General features: G+C 39.9%; 17 protein-coding genes and 1 other RNA gene. 15 read left to right on the top strand and 3 right to left on the bottom strand.

All coding sequences use genetic code 11. The annotated features are described in order from the left end of the window. Positions 1–280: 280 nt before the first annotated feature. Positions 281–2212 carry an ESPR-type extended signal peptide-containing protein gene (locus EO118_RS05890; protein ID WP_127069078.1) on the top strand — a complete coding sequence of 644 codons (1932 nt, stop codon included), beginning with the start codon at positions 281–283 and terminating at the stop codon, positions 2210–2212. 537 nt (positions 2213–2749) lie between these two features. Here EO118_RS05890 and mscL read toward each other — a convergent pair. After that, positions 2750–3196: a large conductance mechanosensitive channel protein MscL gene (mscL, locus tag EO118_RS05895; RefSeq protein ID WP_127069079.1), complete on the bottom strand. Its 447-nt coding sequence runs from the start codon at positions 3194–3196 to the stop codon at positions 2750–2752. 179 nt (positions 3197–3375) lie between these two features. Next, on the bottom strand, positions 3376–4131 hold the full coding sequence (locus tag EO118_RS05900; RefSeq protein WP_127069080.1) for a DeoR/GlpR family DNA-binding transcription regulator: 756 nt from the start codon (positions 4129–4131) through the stop codon (positions 3376–3378). 216 nt (positions 4132–4347) lie between these two features. Between EO118_RS05900 and dapF the strand changes: the two genes are divergently transcribed. Continuing rightward, positions 4348–5187 (top strand): diaminopimelate epimerase, encoded by an 840-nt coding sequence (gene dapF / locus EO118_RS05905; RefSeq protein WP_127069081.1) that lies wholly within the window; start codon positions 4348–4350, stop codon positions 5185–5187. A 259-nt stretch (positions 5188–5446) separates the two neighbouring features. On the opposite strand, the gene EO118_RS05910 is transcribed toward dapF, so the two are convergent. Further along, the gene (locus EO118_RS05910) at positions 5447–6604 is read right to left on the bottom strand and encodes an S-layer homology domain-containing protein (protein ID WP_127069082.1); all 1158 of its coding nucleotides are present in this window, start codon (positions 6602–6604) and stop codon (positions 5447–5449) included. A 527-nt stretch (positions 6605–7131) separates the two neighbouring features. On the opposite strand from EO118_RS05910, the gene EO118_RS05915 reads away from it, so the two are divergent. The 13 genes from EO118_RS05915 (at position 7132) to EO118_RS05975 (ending at position 19620) form a co-directional block, all read left to right on the top strand. Continuing rightward, positions 7132–7869, top strand: a complete 738-nt coding sequence (locus tag EO118_RS05915) for a (Fe-S)-binding protein (RefSeq protein WP_127069083.1) — start codon at positions 7132–7134, stop codon at positions 7867–7869. An 11-nt stretch (positions 7870–7880) separates the two neighbouring features. Then, the gene (locus EO118_RS05920) at positions 7881–9326 is read left to right on the top strand and encodes a LutB/LldF family L-lactate oxidation iron-sulfur protein (RefSeq protein ID WP_127069084.1); all 1446 of its coding nucleotides are present in this window, start codon (positions 7881–7883) and stop codon (positions 9324–9326) included. A 1-nt stretch (position 9327) separates the two neighbouring features. Then, positions 9328–10038, top strand: coding sequence for a lactate utilization protein C (locus EO118_RS05925; protein ID WP_127069085.1), 711 nt, complete (start codon positions 9328–9330; stop codon positions 10036–10038). A gap of 295 nt (positions 10039–10333) precedes the next feature. Beyond that, positions 10334–11212 carry a mechanosensitive ion channel family protein gene (locus EO118_RS05930; protein ID WP_127069086.1) on the top strand — a complete coding sequence of 293 codons (879 nt, stop codon included), beginning with the start codon at positions 10334–10336 and terminating at the stop codon, positions 11210–11212. Between the two features lie 62 nt (positions 11213–11274). Continuing rightward, the gene (locus tag EO118_RS05935) at positions 11275–11826 is read left to right on the top strand and encodes a TIGR01440 family protein (protein WP_127069087.1); all 552 of its coding nucleotides are present in this window, start codon (positions 11275–11277) and stop codon (positions 11824–11826) included. A gap of 16 nt (positions 11827–11842) precedes the next feature. Beyond that, positions 11843–12301, top strand: coding sequence for a DUF3290 family protein (locus EO118_RS05940; RefSeq protein ID WP_127069088.1), 459 nt, complete (start codon positions 11843–11845; stop codon positions 12299–12301). 4 nt (positions 12302–12305) lie between these two features. Next, positions 12306–12950, top strand: coding sequence for a DUF421 domain-containing protein (locus EO118_RS05945; protein WP_127069089.1), 645 nt, complete (start codon positions 12306–12308; stop codon positions 12948–12950). 346 nt (positions 12951–13296) lie between these two features. Then, an RNA gene (gene ffs / locus EO118_RS05950) (signal recognition particle sRNA large type) lies at positions 13297–13437 on the top strand. Between the two features lie 55 nt (positions 13438–13492). Beyond that, positions 13493–15784 carry a DNA polymerase III subunit gamma/tau gene (dnaX, locus tag EO118_RS05955; RefSeq protein ID WP_127069090.1) on the top strand — a complete coding sequence of 764 codons (2292 nt, stop codon included), beginning with the start codon at positions 13493–13495 and terminating at the stop codon, positions 15782–15784. A 15-nt stretch (positions 15785–15799) separates the two neighbouring features. Next, positions 15800–16129 (top strand): YbaB/EbfC family nucleoid-associated protein, encoded by a 330-nt coding sequence (locus EO118_RS05960; protein ID WP_009353175.1) that lies wholly within the window; start codon positions 15800–15802, stop codon positions 16127–16129. A 1-nt stretch (position 16130) separates the two neighbouring features. Next, positions 16131–16724 carry a recombination mediator RecR gene (gene recR, locus EO118_RS05965; RefSeq protein WP_127069091.1) on the top strand — a complete coding sequence of 198 codons (594 nt, stop codon included), beginning with the start codon at positions 16131–16133 and terminating at the stop codon, positions 16722–16724. Beyond that, a complete protein-coding gene (locus EO118_RS05970; RefSeq protein WP_240633523.1) occupies positions 16724–16957 on the top strand; it encodes a hypothetical protein in 234 nt (77 codons plus the stop codon). Before recR ends, EO118_RS05970 begins: the two co-directional genes overlap by 1 nt. A gap of 14 nt (positions 16958–16971) precedes the next feature. After that, positions 16972–19620 carry a 3'-5' exonuclease gene (locus EO118_RS05975; RefSeq protein WP_127069092.1) on the top strand — a complete coding sequence of 883 codons (2649 nt, stop codon included), beginning with the start codon at positions 16972–16974 and terminating at the stop codon, positions 19618–19620. Positions 19621–19711: the final 91 nt, after the last annotated feature.

The raw sequence follows: 19711 nt of genomic DNA on the forward strand, positions 1-19711 counted from the left end.
GTAGTGTATGCTATTTATATAGAAAGTAAAAATACTGTATCAGATGTAGGTTTGGTGCAGTATTTCTTTTTTCTTTCATAATGGTCTTGTGAGTGGGACGAAAAGATTTTGTAGTTAAATCCTACTTTCACTATATAAATTGTGGAAGAATAGATATCAAATGATATGGAATCAAAAATTATTATAGTATTGTACATGTATAGTGGGTATATACATGGTAGTGTCACGTATGTAATGGGAAGATACACATACGTATTGAGTGATAGAAAGGTAAATAAAAATGAATCAAATGTATCGAGTTGTGTGGAATAAAACAAAAAATATGTATATAGTGGTGTCTGAATTGGCAAGTACTGTAAATGGCAAAGCAGTGAAAGCAGGTGTACTAGGCGCTGCCTTAGCAGTAACAGCATTGGCAGGACCTGTGCATGCTGCATTGAATGAAGCGGGTACTGGTGGAGATACAAGTGTAGCTTTGGGAAAATCCTCTTCTGCAACAGGCGCTGACAGCGTAGTCATTGGTAGTAGTGCTAGCGCAGAAGGCGCTAACACGGTAGCGCAAGGTACAGGTGCTCTTGCGAAAGAAGCAAATAGCGTTGCTATTGGTGCTAATTCCAGTACAAAAGGCGAAAATGCAGTGGCTATCGGAACTAACGCAACTTCAGGTAGTCCTGGAGCAAGTGGACAGTCTACCGTAGCCATTGGTGGTAGTGCACAGGCGACAAGCAACCGTGCAGTAGCTATTGGGGATAGTGCCAAATCTTCCTGGTATGGTGTTGCTATTGGTGCTCGTGTAGAAGCAAATCCTACAAGTGTCGCCATTGGTGGTGGATACAATGCAACAGAAGCAGCTAGAAGCACGATGCCGCATTCTGTTGCATTAGGTACCTATGCAAAAACAACAAAAGCAGTGGATACAGCAGAAGCTACAGTGACAGCGAATGGTACATCCTTAAAATTCACAGGCTTTGCAGGTGATGGAAAGGCGAATGGAGAAGGGTTTGTTGTATCCATTGGTACAGCAGGTAAAGAAAAACAAATCCAAAATGTAGCAGCAGGTCAAATTACTACGACTTCCACAGATGCTGTGAATGGTAGCCAATTATATGCCGTAGCAGGCACAATGAGCACTATCGCAGGGTCTGTAAAAACTATCTTGGGTGGCAATGCAGCAGTAGCAGACAACGGTGCTATTACAATGACAAATATCGGTGGCACTAACAAAAATACAATTGAAGAAGCTATTAAAGCAACAAAAACAGAAGTAGCAGCAGGGAAAAATGTAACTGTTGCTAAAGCAGACGGTGCAAATGGACAAGCTATCTACACAGTAGCTGTAAAAGATGATATTACACTAAACAGTGTAACAACTGGTACTACAAAAATTGATGCTAATGGTGTTACCATTGGTGGCAAAAACTATGTATCTGCTAATGGATTAAATGCAAATGGACAAGCTGTAACCAATGTTGGCAATGGAAGTATTGCAGCTAACTCTACGGATGCTGTGAATGGCGGACAATTGCATAGTGAACTTGAGAAAAAGGCTGATAAATCTGAGCTAAATACAGTGAAACAAGACGTGAATACTGTTAAAGAGACTGTAAATACTATCAAAAATGATGTATCCACAACTAAAGCGACTGTTGGAAAAAATACAACTGAGATTTCTAATATTAAGAAAGATGTTTCTAAGGTGAAACAAGACGTGAATACAGTGAAAAATGATGTATCTACTATGAAGGACAGCATTGAAGATACAATTAACGAAAAAATTAAAGAGATCAATGCTAATACATCTAATATCAGTCAAAATATGAACGCCTTAGAAAACCGTGTAAACTCTCGTATGGATAAAGCGGTAGCTGGTTCTGCAGCATTGGCTGCATTACATCCATTGGATTTTGATGAAAATGATAAATGGAATGTAGCAGCTGGTTATGGTAATTACCGCAGTGGCAGTGCAATGGCATTAGGTGCATTCTACCGTCCTAATGAAGATACTATGTTTAGCATTGGTGGTGCCATGGGTAATGGTCAAAATATGATCAATGTAGGTGTCAGCCTTAAACTAGGTCAACATAATGGCGTATCTAAGTCTAGAAAAGCTATGACGCAAGAGATTGATGACTTAAAAGCTCAATTGCAAGCACAAGATCAAAAAATTGCTATGTTGATGAATGCTATGGCAAATATGCAACAAGGTAAATAATACATGCACTCTCGTATATGATGTTAGAGGTAGTGGTATACAATGCTATCTAGATATCAAATACATTGAAACTATAATAGTATAATTAAAAAAATAGAGGAAAGTTGATGTTGTAATCAGCTTTCCTCTATTGTAGTTAGGGGTGTTTTGCTATAGATTTTTATAATTAGAATGGGTGATAAGATGTTCCTACTCGAGGTGGAATCAAGATGATAACTGTTTTACATATTGCCTAGATTCTATGTGTATATAGCACTGGTAGCAACCGTTTTAATGAGGCGGAGAACCCTTTATATTAAGGGATTTATCGGCATTTGCGAAATGAATACTTTAAAACTTGATTTTAAATATCTAGTTATGCTATATTTGAAAAGCAATATACATAATAAAAGTATATGCTAGGTTTGTTGTGATCATGCATTATGCATTTCACATAATACTAATTATAGGTAAAGGACTGATACTCGTATCAGTCCTTTCCTATTAGCATAATATAAAATTAAAATTCAAAAAGATAGAGGCTGGTATTTGTTACATCTAACATGATTTGCTAGGCAATTCGGCTGTGCAGTGTGGACAACGTGTAGCATCATCAGCAATTGCTTCTCGGCAATAGTCACATTTACGAACTTCCACCGGTGCTTCTGCAGGTGTAAATCGTTTGATTTGGCTGATGACAGTGAAAATACAAAGAGCAATGATAAGGAACTCAAACACTGTATTCAAGAAAAGACCATAGGCTATCATAGGGATACCAGCTGCTTTTGCTTCTGCAAAGGTAGTAGGAGTAGCACCCGAAGTTAAAGGGATAAATAAATTGGAAAAGTCCACTCCACCTAATAATAAACCGATAGGAGGCATAACCACATCGTTTACCAAAGAGGTAACAATTTTACCAAAAGCCGCACCAATGATAACGCCGACTGCTAAATCTACTACATTTCCGCGCATAGCAAAGTCTTTAAAATCTTTAAAAAAGCTCATACTAATCTCCGTTTCAAAACTTACAAAATAAAAAACGTAACCTAAATTATAATACAAATACATCGAAAAAGATAGATGTACAGTATAAATAAAATGATTGAATACACAACGTTTTATAGATTGAAAAAAAGCTGTCATACCGTTAGACTCATAGGTCTAGGGATGACAGCTTTTTATAATTAACGATGATGATCAACTTCTTGAATATTTGCATAGTTCCGATATAATTCATTAGGTAATTTCGTAGTAATAATAGACGCTTTATCAATGGTGGCAAAGGTTACAGATGAAATGCGATCAAACTTAGATGGATCTGCTAAGACGAAGGCATTGTGACATTTTTGCAATGCTTTTTCTTTCACAGATGCATCAAGAGGATCTTCTGTAGTAAAGCCAGATTTAAAACTAATACCATGGGTGCTAAAGAATCCTTGGGTAAAGTTATACGATTCCAATTGATTAAGGGCTACACTACCGACGATAGAAGACGAAATGGGATTGACAGTGCCACCTAATAAGATGACTTTCAAATGGCGTGATGCCAAATGGGTAGCATGATGAATACCGTTAGTCACAAAGGTTGCATTCGTGTGCTGTAAATAATGTAATACCATTTCAGTGGTACTGCCCGCATCAATGAAGATAAAACCAGAGGGACTGATTAATTCAGAGGCCGCTAAGGCAATAGATTCTTTCGCATCACGATACATGACAGATTTAGGGAGCATATTTATATCCGTTGTGGTATGGTCAATGGTGAGGCTCGCTGCACCACCATGAACCTTTTGCAAGAGACCTTTGTTGTGGAGATAGGCTAAATCTCTGCGTATTGTAGGCGCTGAAGAAGACAAGGCAGTGACCAGTTCGTGTACGGTCACCACACGATTTTGTTTCAAGCGTCGTAAAATAGCAGAATAACGTTCTTCAGGAAGCATAGTAAAATCACCTCCAATATATGATTAACCTAATACTGCTTAGGAAAACGTACCTATTATTTTTCCTATATTCATGGTAATATAAATGGCAAATAAATTATAGTAGTCTACGGTGGTTTTCATCAAAATGTATAAAAGTAAAGACTATATTTTGCGATAAATTTAATATCCGCTCTGTGCGGATAGGAATTACATACTATAAATGAGGAGATACGTATGAAAATAACAAAAATGCATGGTTTAGGAAATGATTTTATCGTCTTCTTCGATGATGGTGCAAGTCAGTTTGATGTGACAGATATGGCGCAACGCCTCTGCGATCGTCATACAGGTATTGGCGCAGATGGTCTTGTCATTGTCATGCCTTCTAAGGTAGCGGATGTGCGCATGCGCATTATTAATTCTGACGGCAGTGAAGCGGAAATGTGTGGTAATGGCATTCGATGCTTTGCGAAGTATGCGTATGACCGCAAGATTATCGATAAAGAAGTGTTTACGGTAGAAACGCTAGCAGGTATTATGACGCCAACGATTATTGCCGAAAATGGTGTGGCTAAACTGGTGAAAGTCAACATGGGGAAACCAACATTTCCTGCGAAGGATATTCCTATGGACGTAGAAACAGACAAAGTGATTGACTATACCATCGATGTAGATGGCACATCCTATGTGGTGAGTTCTGTACTGTTAGGAGTACCGCATACTGAAGTCTTTGTAGAGGATGTAACAACAGTTCCATTGACAGTGTTAGGGCCGAAGATTGAAAAGCATCCTTTGTTCCCCAAAGGGACGAATGTGAACTTTGTGCAAGTGATGGATGAAAACACTGTGAAAGTCCGCACGTGGGAACGAGGTGCAGGAGCGACCTTAGCTTGTGGTACAGGATCTTGTTCTAGTGCTGTTATGGCACATGAAAAAGGATTAACTGGACGTTCTGTAGATGTGGAGTTATACCTTGGTACCTTACATATCGATTATGATGAGGATGGAACGGTGTATATGACAGGGCCTGCTACAGAGGTATTCACGTTAGACTTAGAGTCTGTAACATGTTAGATAGATGCTAACAGGTAGAAACATAAGAAGTGTGAGTACTTAAATTAATATAATAATCAAGATATAATGACATCGCCATGTAGTCTTAGGAATACAATATATATAAACGATAAAAGAGGAACGTTGATCAAATCGTATCAACGTTCCTCTTTTTCTATGAGCCATCATGAAAATATAAAAATAATAGTATGGCTTTACATTAGATATGGCATGTTGTATTAGAGTTAGCTGCTCTAGTACATTGCGAATTAATGTATGCTTATGAATTAGTTTTGAGCTGGATTTTCTTGCCAAATTTTTTCACAAATGCTGTTTGTGTCGTAGCATGTAATTTGTCTACGGTTACAATTAATCCATCTACATTTGGTGTTGGTGTTACAGCTAGGATAGTACCATGGGGCTCTAACTGACGGTACAAGTAAGCTGCATCGGTTTGTAAAGTATCAAAGTCTCCTAAGCTATAGGTGCCCGTTGTAATGATGTGATTATCTAAGAAGTTTTTATCTTTAATGTAAGCCGTTTCGGCAGTAATGGCTTTCACATCACTGGAAGATGTAAAGGAAATAACTAATTTACCATCACGCCAGAACATAGCACCACGGTTGTGGAAATCGTAATTCTCGCCAAATGTTTTCTTGATCAGAGCGCGTGCCGTTTCTTCCATTTGTTGTTGCTGAATTGTGTGCTGAATGGTAGTAGCTTCTTTAGAGAAGAGTAAACGATAGGTAATTTCTGCAGCTTCAGCACGTGTTACATACTTTTCAGGGTTAAACAAACCTGTTGTGCTGTAGTTAATAAATCCCAGTAAAGCTAATTCTCGTACAGATGACTGTGCCCAAGGGGCAATGAATTTTTGATCGCTAAAGTGAATTGTGTCTAATGCAGTAGGGTCTTCTGTTCGGTATCCTTGATAGTGTAAAAACTTATCTGCCACAACGGCAAATTCTTGACGAGACATATATTGTTCTGGACGATAGGTAGAATCGCCATAGCCACTGATGATATTAGCCCTTGCGACGCTTTCAATAGCTAAGGAAGACCAACGATCAGAGGTGATGTCTGAGAAAGAGCTGGCTAGCATGATGGAAGGCGTATCACCGAGCATCTTGCTGAATAAGGAGGCAGCCTCTTCACGAGATAAGGGATCATTCGGTTTGAATGTACCATTACGATAGCCACTCATGAGACCTTCCTTTGTCATTTTTGTAATCGACTCAAAGGCCCAAAAATTAGCTGGTACATCGGTAAAACGATATTTTTGGACTCGATCAAAAGTAGGAATACTGTTGGGCTGTGAGTAGGTATATGTATTAGGTGCCACAGGAAGCGCATTGGTGGAGAGTGAGGTTGCAGTTTGTGCTTGGGCTAGTATGATAGGGAATGTAGTTAAAAAAAGTGCTGTCATTATACGTTTCATAAAAGACCTCCAGATCTAGAGAATCGAATTGTGTTCTAGTATGTTTATCATACCATATTTGAAAGATTCACTCCATGCGAAAAGAGTGATATTTATCAATGAATTTACTGTAGAGAAAATTGAATTATAGAGCAATAGTTATCTCTTTCATGAGTTTTGGTTATAATACTAAATTTAAGTAGGAATTAGAGATTGAAAAGACATGTGTGTTTTAATAGAAGATTTGATATGTATTAAAATACATAAAAATTATACAAGCCTTGAAGCTATAAGGCTTGATGATAGTAGGCGAAACATGTGATTTTTGGTACAATCTAGGTCGTTGATAATGACTAGCAAAATGGTATAAAAATGGCTTCTTGCTAATATTGCAAGTCTTTTGTAATTACAGAAAAATTACTATATAATAAAATCATCGGAAAACTATTTAGACTAGATTGTTCTAAATAGTACATAGATGGAATACGATTGTTGCATTTTGCCAATCAAGTGATAGTAGTTTACTTTAAAGTTGAGGATGTGAAAAAATGAAAATTCATTTATTTCAACAATGTTTGATTGATATGTTCTACCCTCATGTAGGCATGGCAGGTGTAAAGGTTCTTGAAAACCTTGGCTGCGAATTAACAGTTCCTAAGAAGCAAGTGTGCTGTGGTCAGATGTTTGTTAACTCTGGTTATAACGAAGCTGCAAAAGGAGCTATCAAAAACACAATTGAACAATTCGAAAATGCTGATTATGTAGTGAGCATGTCTGGATCTTGTGCGTTCGCTATTCGCGATGAGTATCATCATATTTTAAAAGATGAACCAGAATGGTTAGCACGAGCTGAAAGATTGAGCTCTAAAATTTATGAGTTCACACAATTCATCGTTGACGTATTAGGAGTAACTGATGTAGGGGCTCGCTTTAATGACAAAGTGACATACCATAAATCTTGCCACGTAACACGCTTGATGGAAATCAAAGAACAACCTATGAAATTATTAGCAGGTATTCAAGGTTTAGAATATTTACCATTGCATCGTGCTGAGCGTTGTTGTGGATTTGGTGGTACTTTCACAGTAAAAAATCCTGAAATTTCCGCTGTTATGACAAAAGAAAAAGCGTTGAATATCGCTGATTCTGGCGCTAACATTGTAGCAGGTTCCGATATGGCTTGCTTGATGAATATTGAAGGTATGTTAGATCGACTTTACAAAGAAGGCGAAATTGATCGCCATATCCGTGTGATGCACATTGCGGAATTGTTGAATAGTCGATAGGAGGAGTCACCATGAGTAATATTTTATACGATACACGTCCGTTTAAGACACGCGTTAACGATGTGCTTGCTAATGACTTCAAAGTGAAAGCCATTCAAACAGCACAGGATGTATTTTATGAAAAACGTAAAGCTGTAGTAGATCAAGTTGCGGAATGGGAAGAGTTCCGTCAAGAGTCCGCTGATTTGCGTGACCATGTGTTGGCTAACTTGGATTACTATTTAAACCAATTTGCGGAAAATGCTGAAAAAGCAGGTGCCCATGTGCACTTTGCGGCTGATGATAAAGAAGCGACAGCGATTTGCATGGAAGTACTTCGTGCAAAAGAAGCAAAAATGGTTGTTAAATCTAAAACAATGGTTTCTGAAGAAATCGGTTTGAACCATGAATTAATTGAAGCTGGCATCGAAGTAAATGAAACTGACTTGGCAGAATTTATTTTGCAAACAGCGGACTTCGATCCTCCATCTCATATCGTAGTACCTGCCTTGCACTTCGAGCGTAACCGTATTCGTGATACATTTGCTAAAAAATTAGGTTATGAAGGCACTGAAAATCCAGAAGAAATGACTCGTTTTGTACGTCGCTATATTCGTGATCGTTTCTTGCGTGCAGATGTTGGTTTCACTGGATGTAACTTCGGCGTAGCTGAAACTGGTACTATTACTATCGTATCTAACGAAGGTAATGGTCGTATGGCAAGCTCCATGCCTAAAACGCAAATTGCATTGATGGGTATGGAACGTTTGGTGCCAGACTTTGCCTCTTTGGATGTCATGATGGAAATGTTGATTCGTTCCTCTGTAGGTGCTAAAATTTCTAACTACTTCTCCATGATCACAGGTCCTGCTCGTGAAGGGGAAGCAGATGGTCCAGAAGAATTACACATCGTTATCATCGATAACCGCCGTTCTGGTATTTTAGGTGGCGATTTTGAAGAAATGTTACGTTGTATCCGTTGCGGTGCTTGCATGAACATTTGCCCAGTATATCGTCATATTACAGGTCATGGTTATGGCTCTATCTATCCAGGTCCAATGGGTGCTGTATTAACTCCATTATTGGTTGGTTATGAAGAAGCTGGCGATCTTCCTTACGCGTCCACATTGTGTGGCGAATGTTGGGAACATTGCCCAGTAAAAATTCCATTGCATGAATTATTGTTGAAACATCGTCAAGTGATTGCTGATAAATTACAAATGCGTCCAGCTCTTGAACGCAGTATCTTCCACACAGTGGCAGGTGTATTTGCGAATTCTTTCTTGTTCGATATGGGTACTAAAATGGGTGCTATCGGCATGAAATTAATGAGTAACAATGGACATATGGCAGATTGGACGAAAGTATTGCCAGTAGTTGGTGGCTGGGTGAAAGCAAAAGACATGGGCTTGCTCAAAATGAGTAAATTCCGTGATGAATATGCGAAACACGTAGCACAAAAGGGAAAGGAGAAATAAAATGGATCAAGCAAAAAAACAAGCCTTTTTAGGTCGCCTATCTCGTGCGTTAGGCCGTGACTCAATTCCTACATCTGTAACACCTTTTGATTTTTCAAAAGGCCCTCAAGAGACTATGTATTCTGACCTTAGCCATGAGCAAGTAGTACAGATGTTTAAAATAGAAGCAGAACGCTTGGGTACTAAATTAATCGAAGTGGACGCATCTCAAGTAGGCCAAGCTTTGGTAGATGAAATCGTTGCTCGTGGTGGCGGCAGTGTTGTGTATCCTAAATCTGGAGAAGTAGAAACATACGGATTAGAAGAATCTTTCAAACAATTAAGCGAAGATCAAGCTACATTCTATCAATGGGATGCTACTAAAGGTCGTGAGGCGAATATTGAAGTAGCCAAAGATTCTAACATTGGTATTACATTCCCTATCTTGGGTATTGCGGAAACAGCAACAGTTATCCAACCAAGTACAGAAGAATCTAGTCGTTCCTTGGGCTTATTGCCTTTAACGCACATTTCTGTATTGCGTGAAGATACAATTCATCCACGTATGACACAAACGATGGCAGAATTAGCAAAGATTTATCGTAATGATCCAGCTAAGTTCCCTACAAATGTGGTTCACATCTCTGGTCCATCCAACACAGCGGACATCGAGCTTGTTCGTGTCGTTGGTGTTCACGGTCCAATCAATGTAACATTCATCTTAGTAAAATAAGATCGATAATTTGATACAATGAATATATATAGGGTAGTTGATAGTACATCAGCTATCCTATATTTTTGATTCTATAGGCTTTTCGTGCTATAGGACAAAATGGGGCTATAGTCAATGTAGTGAACACCCTTATAGCAGTAGACATCACATTTTACGAAAACTTTGTTGTATACTTTAACATGATATATTGACAAGTTTAGTGCTATGGATATAATAGAATCTAATACTGTGCGAACTCATATCCCTATGCTATGAGTTACGTAATGACAACATAGTTATAGGAAAGGAGTAATAGATGTTATTAGCAGAAGAAAAAGTTGCCACAGCCACAGCGGCAGGTGCTGAAAAGGTGGCAGAACATGTGGAGGAAAGTATTTCCTTTGTTAATCATATGCAATCCTTATTACTGGAATATTTACCTAGTATTATTTTGGCCATCATCGTGTTGATTATAGGCCGCTATATCGCTCTATTTGTAAGACGTGTATCAGTACAATTGATGAGTCGCACCGGTTATGATCAAACAGTGCGTAGCTTCGCGTCTCAAATTATTTACTACACTATCTTGTCTGTAGTTGTATTATCAGCGTTATCCCTAGTGGGATTCCCGACGAATAACTTTTTAGCTGCCTTTGGGGCCTTCGGTATCGCCATTGGTTTAGCCTTACAAAATAACATGTCTAACTTGGCATCTGGTTTGATTATCTTGGCTTTCAAACCATTTAAAGCAGGGGACTGGATTTCTGTAAATGGTGTAGAAGGTTCAGTGAAATCTATCCATCTCATTAACACAGCCATTGCTACCAAAGAAAATCGTATTGTATTCATCCCTAACTCGGCGATTACGTCTAATAACTTGATGAATAGTAACTATGAACAAACGAGATATATTACGTTTGTATTTGGTATTAACTATAATGCGAACCATCACCGTGCCATTGAAATTATTAGAGAAATTCTTGCGAGCACAGGTAAGGTTCATAATATGGATACATTAGAAATTGGCATCAAAGAATTTGGTGATAGCTCTGTGAATATTGTGGCATATCCTTTGATTAATGCGGACGAATTTAGAGAAGTCTATTATGGCGTCATGTCTGAAGTAAAAGATCGCTTTGATGCAGAGGGCATCGACATCCCGTATCCACAACGTGTAGTGCATATGGCTAACTAATACTCTAAGGTGATAGCTACTTGTTTGGGTGCATTCGTATGTAATGAAAGGGAGGAGATTCTATGAATGGAAATCTATATGAATCTATGAAAGCTGCTGTAACCGAATTGGCTACGGTAGCGAAATTGCAAGAAGGTAAATTGCTAGTAGTAGGGTGCTCCACCAGTGAAGTACGAGGAAGACATATTGGTAAGGACTCTTCTTTGGAGGTGGCATCGGATTTATTTAGAGCTCTGTCTGAGGTGCAAGGTGAATATGGCTTCGATGTGGCTATTCAATGCTGTGAACATCTTAATCGGGCCTTGGTAATGGAACGTCATGCTGCAGAGGCTAGAGGCTATGAAGAAGTAAATGTAGTGCCTGTACAACATGCAGGAGGTTCTATGGCAACTACAGCCTATGCCACATGGTCAGATCCTGTGTTAGTGGAGTGTGTAAAGGCTGATGCAGGTATTGATATAGGAGATACTTTCATCGGTATGCATTTGAAACATGTAGCAGTACCTGTGCGTTTAAGCGTAATAGAAATTGGCGCAGCCCATGTAACGGCAGCTCGTGTGCGACCTAAATTTGTAGGTGGCGAACGGGCGCAGTATAATGAAACATTAAAGTAAGAACTGTGAGGTAATTATGGAATTTTATACCTATGCCTATGTGGTGCAACGAGGAGAGTTTACATCTCTGTTGCAATACATTATGACATCTATTTTGCTAGTAGCATTGCTAGTAGTAGGTGTAAAAGTTATGTATAATCGCTTTGATACTAAGTTCCGTGACTTAGGAATTATCATTGTATTGGGGCTTGTGTTTTTATTGGGTTTACAAGTTAATGATTACACTCGCGATATTAATAGTGCAGAAGAATCAAGCTACATGGTGCAATTTTTAAATAATTTAAGTGAACGTGCCGATGTACCTAAGGATAAGATTCGCGTTAATACATTGCGCGTGCAAGATCGTATGATCGTCAATATTGAGGAAGCCTATTTTGAGGTGACTTTCACCATGAATAAAGATGGCTATTCTTTGCGACCTGTGGAGATGATTAATAGTAATCCTAAGATTGTAGATGTGAAGAAGGATAAATGATAATATGTTAACAGGATATACATTAGTATTTATTAAGCTAGCCCTTGGTATCCTAGCCCTCATTTTGCAAATGAACTTGATGGGTAAAGGAAATTTAGCGCCGAACTCGGCCTTAGATCAGGTACAAAACTATGTCCTAGGTGGTATCATCGGCGCCGTTATTTACAGTGAAAGTATTGGTATCTTGCAATTCTTTCTAGTCCTTATCGCGTGGACTATCGTGGTCATGGGCTTGCGTTTTCTTAGCGCTCATGTGCGATGGATTAAAACGCTCATCGATGGACGTCCTAGCATTGTTATTGACCGGGGTAAGATTCGTGTTGGTGAATGTTTGAAACGTGGTCTTCGTGGCAGTGATTTGCAGTTGAAGCTTCGCAGTGCAGGGGTTACCCTTGTAAGCGATGTACGCCGTGCTGTACTCGAGCAAAACGGGCAATTAACATTAGTCATGAACGGTGATGATATCATTCGCTACCCAGTGATTGTGGACGGAGTGGTAGACCCAGATATACTAGAGCTTGCCGACAAAGACATGGCTTGGTTGGAAGAAGAAGTACAAGACCAAGGATATTCTATTAGTGATATATATGTAGGAGAATACTCCAAAGGTTATCTAATTCTGCATCCTTATGAAGGGCGCAGAGGATAATACCATTGTATTTTAGGAGAGAATGGTGTATACTTGGAGCAGAAGGAATGAATCTTTCTGAGAGCGTTGTAGAAAATCATTCATGAACTCAAAAAAGGACGGTGGCAGCCGTCCTTTTTTCTATTTTCTACTCTTGTAATACTTCAGAATTGCATAGGTTAAGAAATTAACAATCAATCCTTGCAGAATAGAGGCAAGAAAGCTAGTACATATAAAGGGATACTTAAGAGATAATTATCAAATTAACTTTGTTATAATAATAAGCATCTAATATGTAGCACAATTTATGATAGATTAGGTATATACCCTTGAATAGGGATTGAAAAACATGTATAATGATAGGGTAATAGCATTGGAATATGACAGTTCTATGGGGCTTGTGCAAGGAGAGCCTGTGAACCATGTCAGGCCTTGATTGGAGCAGCATTAAGCGGTAACTCTCTTGTGCCACGAGGAAACCTATAGGGCTGTCAGATTCGAGTGCTATGGTAAAGCAGCTAGCTTAGCTGCTTTTTTTCATATCTTAAGGGAAAGGAGGGGCTATGAGTTATTTAGCGTTATATAGACGATGGAGACCGAAACAGTTTACCGATGTAGTCGGTCAACACCACGTGTCGGATACATTACAACGAGCCATTCGTGAAGATAAAGTGGCCCATGCCTATTTATTTGCTGGTCCTAGAGGTACGGGTAAAACGAGTATGGCAAAGATATTTGCTCGCGCTATTAACTGTGAACAGGGGCCTACAGACACACCTTGCGGTCACTGTGAATCGTGTCAGCAAATGTTACAAGGACAAGCCTTGGATGTGATCGAAATTGATGCGGCTTCCAATCGAGGTATTGATGAAGTGCGTGCCTTGCGAGAACAGGTGAACTTCTTACCTGTGGTAGGTCATAAAAAAGTGTTCATCATCGATGAAGCCCACATGCTCACCAATGAAGCGTGGAATGCTTTGTTGAAAACTATCGAGGAACCGCCGAGCCATGTAATGTTTATTTTTGCTACGACAGAATCGGAGAAATTACCAGTTACTATTTTGTCTCGTTGCCAGCGCTATACGTTCCGCCGTATTACAGCAAAGGATATTACAGATCACTTATTACATGTGGCGAAGGAAAGTAATATCTCTCTTGACCCTGCAGCAGCACAAGTGATTGCGGTCCATGCCGATGGTGGTTTACGGGATGCCTTGAGTATTCTGGATCAATGTTCTGGTATGACATCGGACATGATTACAGCTCCTCTAGTAGAGACTATGATTGGTTTAGTGAGCAAATCCTGGGTTCTCGATATGGTAGATATGTTGAAAGCCGGTAATGGAGCTGCGTTACTGCAAGCTGTGGATGAGGCGCTACAAATGGGTCGTGATGCTCGGCAAATTGTGACGGCTTTAGTGGAACATCTGCGAGCTATGATTGTGGCAAAAGTATTGCCTGATGCGGAAGAGCTATTAGCCTATGATACGCATAAAGAACGATTATTGGCACAGACCAAAGAGTTATCTGTGGAGGAGATCGGACGCTATATCAATGTACTTCAAACGGTACAAAACAATGCAAAACAAGTAGATAACCCGCGAGTGATTGTAGAAATGGGATTGCTTTCGCTATTGCAATTAGGTGGCGGTACGTACCAAACCTTAGAAGGGCGCATGACGACGATGGAACAATTTGTAAATCGTCAAGAAGATGCATTGCTCCAAAAGCTCAATGAGTGGTCGGAACAACGACCTGTAGTGGTGGCGAAACCAGTGGTAGAATCTGCCCCACCTGTGGCGGATACGGATGCATATGATGGTGTCCTAGAGGAAATTCCCCATCCAGTGGAGGATGATGTGTTATTGCCATCTGTCTCACCAGTGAGAACTAGTTCTGCAAAAGTAACATCTCCGTTACCACCACCTCGAGTATCTAAGACGGGAGGCTCTAGTGGTAAAAGTCCATTGCCACCTCCATTGCGGAAGAAAACATCTCCAACGGTAACACCTAAAACGACGACATTTGACACGGCACAGGAGACGTCTGTGGGACAGGGGATGGTGAGTCCTCATGAATATAGCACGATTTTAGCAAACGTGATAAAATGGTTGAGAGGCAAGAATTATGGCTTGCTGAACACTATCTATCAGCAAGGAACCTTGGTGTACTTAGACCAAGAGCAAGCTATTTTGGTGTTCCCTACGCCTATTGCGGGTCCTATTTTGGTGCAACAGCAGCATGTAGAATGCGGAAAACAAGCGTTCCAACAAGTGATAGGGCGACCGATTGTGGTGAAAGCCATCGATAAGAAGGATCCAAAACTGCAGGTGTATTTAGAGGCAGCAAAATCCTTTGGAGGAACTTCACAGCAAGGCGGACAGTCACAACCAACGATAACAGCTCCTGTGGTGGAACGTTCTAGCGAACCCGAGGAGATAGTACAACCGACAGTTGTGACGCAAGAAGTGGCACTGACTGCATCTCATGAGGAGATACCAGCTGTATCCAAAGTAGAGCAAACGCCTGAGAGTAGTAAACCTACTTATGTAGGGACAAATACAAATTCAAAGGTAGGCGCCGGTAGTGACCCTACTAATGTAGATGGTATTATTGATGATTTTCTTACAGTCTATGATAATCCAGAGGAAGTGCTAAATCCATACTATCAAGCAAAAGGAGATGTCATGCTTTCAGAAGATGGCATAGACGAGATACGGACATTGCCGAAATGGTCTTCAGCCGAGGCCAGTGATGAAGAAAAACAAGAAACTCTACTCTATGATGCTTTACAACACATGGAGGCTAATGGGTATGATATTTATGTGAAAGAAGTAGACGATTTGTCTAAGTAATGAAGGAGGTTCACTATGTTTGGTGGCGGTAATATGCAAGGTATGTTGAAAAAAGTTCAAAAAATGCAAAAGGACATGGAAAAAGCACAAGAAGAAATTAAAAACACCGTGGTAGAAGCATCTATCGGTGGTGGTGCCGTATCTGTAACAATGAATGGAGAACAAGAAGTATTGTCCATTAAAATTGCTCCTGCTGCAGTAGATCCAGAAGATGTGGAAGCATTAGAAGATTTAATCTTAGCAGCTGTGAATGAAGCGAACCGTAAAGCAAAAGAAGTGGCAGAGAAAAAATTAGGGGCTGTCACAGGAAACTTGAAACTTCCTGGAATGCCAGGTATGTTCTAATATGACAAATCCTTTAGAACGATTAGTAGAAGAGTTGCGTCGCCTACCAGGGGTGGGGGCTAAATCGGCTAGACGATTAGCATACCATCTCATTGAGGCAGATGCAGAAGATGTACAACGCTTGGTAGAAACCATCCTTGCAGCGAAAAAAGCCACACATAGATGTTCCCAATGCTTTAATTTATCTGCTCAAGATCCTTGTGAGTTTTGTGCGAGCTCTAAAAGGGACAGATCGATGATTTGTGTGGTGGAAACATCCCGTGATGTCATCGCCATCGAACGCAGTGGTGACTATAAAGGGTTATACCATGTGTTGGAAGGGGCTTTGTCCCCTATTGATGGGGTAGGCGTAGAAGACATCCGCTTGAAAGAGCTCATGTTGCGCCTTCAAGATAATACAGTGCAAGAGGTTATCATCGCTACAGATCCTGATGTAGAAGGGGAAGCAACGGCTCTATATATTGCTCGATTATTGCAACCTACGGGGATTAAGGTCACTCGTATTGCCCGTGGTATTCCTGTAGGCGGGGATATTGAATACGCTGATGAGGTGACCTTGAGCGGTGCTGTATTACATCGTCAAGAAATGAGGTAATGATGGATTACGTATTACAAGCTGTAGTAGCTATTGTTGTAGCTTGGATGATTATTAAGGTAGCATGGTTTACCATCAAACGGGTAGCAACCAATGTCTTTTTAGGTATGATTACCTATGCAGTGATTACAGAAGTATTCCATATTCCCTTGGATATGAATATTATGTTGTGGGCACTAACAGCCGTGTTAGGACCTATACCAGTGCTAGGATTAGCGTACTTTCATTGGTGAAATAAGGAGCAACTATGCAATCAAATACTGTGGTACTTAATGACATTCAACAACAAGTTGTACAGGAATTAGATAGAAATATTGTATTGCTAGCTTCTGCAGGAACGGGAAAAACAAATACATTGTCCTATCGGGTGGCACATATCTTGGAAACGGGACGTGCCACTGGGGATCAAATTTTGTGTTTAACATTTACGAATAAAGCGTGTCGTGAAATGAAAGAACGCATGATTGCGATTGTAGGACAAGAGGCACAAGCTGTGAAAGTATCTACATTTCACAGCTTTTGTTATACCATTTTGCAAGAAGAAGCAAAATTACAAGAAGATTTGTTTAAAGAATTTCTCATCTTTGACGAAGAAGATGTAGAGGAATTGTTGAGTGAATGTTTGCCGAATCTTGTGAAAGCCTATAGTGAAGAGCAAGGTCTTATGGCACTCAAAATACATGCCAAAACGATTCGCGAGGTTATCAGCGAAGTGAAAGAGCATCGATCGAAGTATCAATATTATTCTGCTAATATACAAGAGGATTACGCACGGACAATCAAGCGTATGCAACGGGAACAGTCCGTTTGGTATAGCATCATGTCAGAAGATACTGCCGAATTTTTAGAAGAAAAAGGGCTACAAGTATTGATGGAATACGAATGGCGATTACGTTCGTTGAATGGGCTAGATTTTGCAGATTTAATTACGAGGGTACACCAAATCTTTCAGCGCCCTGAGGTAGCTAATCGTTGGCGTCAGCGCTATTCCTATATTGCAGTAGATGAAATGCAAGACACTAGCGAGTTAGAATATGAAGTGATGAACACCATGTGGAAGGGTAACCATATTTTGCTCTGTGGGGATTACTTTCAAACTATTTATGAATGGCGTGGTTCTAATCCGATTACATTAATCGATCGGTATCGCAGAGAGTATAATCCTATAGAATTAGTGTTTGATACAAACTATCGGTCTAATCAGATGCTGTTTAAGGGAGCCTTTTCCATGCTGAAAGATATGTTCCCTCAGCGGGTGCGAGAGTTGTATCAAAAAGAACCGAAAGCGATGGCCACACAGCAAGGTGAGCCTATTTCGATATATGCTGCTGCAGATGCTCAGGATGAGGCTAGGTATATATTTCAATCTATTCAACAGCTGAGAAGTGGCGAAGAAATGCCCCCTGTAGGAATTTTGGTGCGCACCAATAAACAAGCCGTACGATTAAGTGAACAATTTAAACGATGTAATCGACAATTGCCAGAAAAGATGCAACTAAAATTTATTTTGGCAGATGAATTAAAATTTTTCCGACGTTTAGAAATTAAGGATGTATTGGCATTTTTTAAATGCTTAGTGAACCCTTGGGATTTGATGAGTACAAAACGGATCATTCGAACCTTTGTCAAAGGAGTTGGTGATAGGCGCATAGAGGAATTAGAAAGCACAGCAGTGAGAAAAACTGGGTTGCGGATCACCGATTTTATGAGTACAAATATCTTTACACGAGAGCCTTATGAACAATTAGAAAAAGGGCTAGTGACTAAAGATATCATTGTATTTGATGTGGAAACGACAGGTGTAAATATACTGGAAGATCGCATTGTGCAGATGGCAGCTATCCGCATCGATGAAGAAGGCAATACCATTGATACCTTCGAACGATTTATCAATCCCGGCGTGCCTGTAGGGGATTCAGAATTAGTCCATGGCTTTAGTGATGCGCACTTACAAAAGGTTGGTGGTGATGCACGAACTGTACTGGAAGCATTCAGACAGTTTGCTGATGGGTTCATGATTGTCGGTCATAATGTGCAGTACGATATGAGCATATTAGAGCAAGAGTGTAGCCGACATGGTGTAGCTATGCCAAGGGTACAAGCCATCTATGATACCTTAGACATATATCGTCGGTTCTATCCGAATTTGCCGAACCACAAGCTAGAATTTTTAAGTGGATACTTTCCCATTGATCATCAGTCTACTCATAATGCCATGGATGATATTATAGCGACGGGTAAATTATTGGTGTATGCTATGAAAGAAAATATCCTGCCTACGAAAGTACAGCGTATGGCATTTATAAATAAATATAGAGATACATTTGCCAATATTGCTGCCTCTATGGATACTTTACGAAGTAAGTGGACTACGAGTAAATCTACAGAAATTCTTGCCTATATTATGAATGATATGGGCCTAGTGGAACACTATCAGAAGAAAGTAAAAGAAGATCCCACTGGGGAACGTAGATTAACTAGTATTCGCGAACTATACCGCATCATGAAAGAGTTAGAAGCGGAACATCCATACTATGTAGGCCGTGATGGTGTGAAAGAGATATTAGAAATGTCTGCTCTTCACTCGGGAGAGGGCATGTTCCGACGAAAAGGAGACAGTCGTATCCCCATCATTACGGTCCATCAAGCCAAAGGCAGTGAATTTGAGAATGTCTTTATTGCTAGTGCACATGATGGGGGACTTCCGTTCTACTTTGCGGTTAAAGATGGTAAATTAGAAGAAGAAAAACGTATTTTTTATGTAGCATTAACTCGTGCTAAGAAACACTTGACCATTACCTATGCAAAGGTGAATGCAAATGGGTATTGGCAACAACCAAGTCGATTCTTATCGTCCATTCCAGAAGAATTTATAAAGCGGTTGGGCTCATCATAAAGATATGGGAATTTGTAGGGAATAACTACCCCAATGTTTTCAATCTATGCTATAATAAAGTGTAAATAGTGTACGTTAGGCGCCTATTTAC

It is taken from the genome of Veillonella sp. 3891 (assembly GCF_003992315.1).
In the GTDB taxonomy this organism is placed as follows: domain Bacteria; phylum Bacillota; class Negativicutes; order Veillonellales; family Veillonellaceae; genus F0422.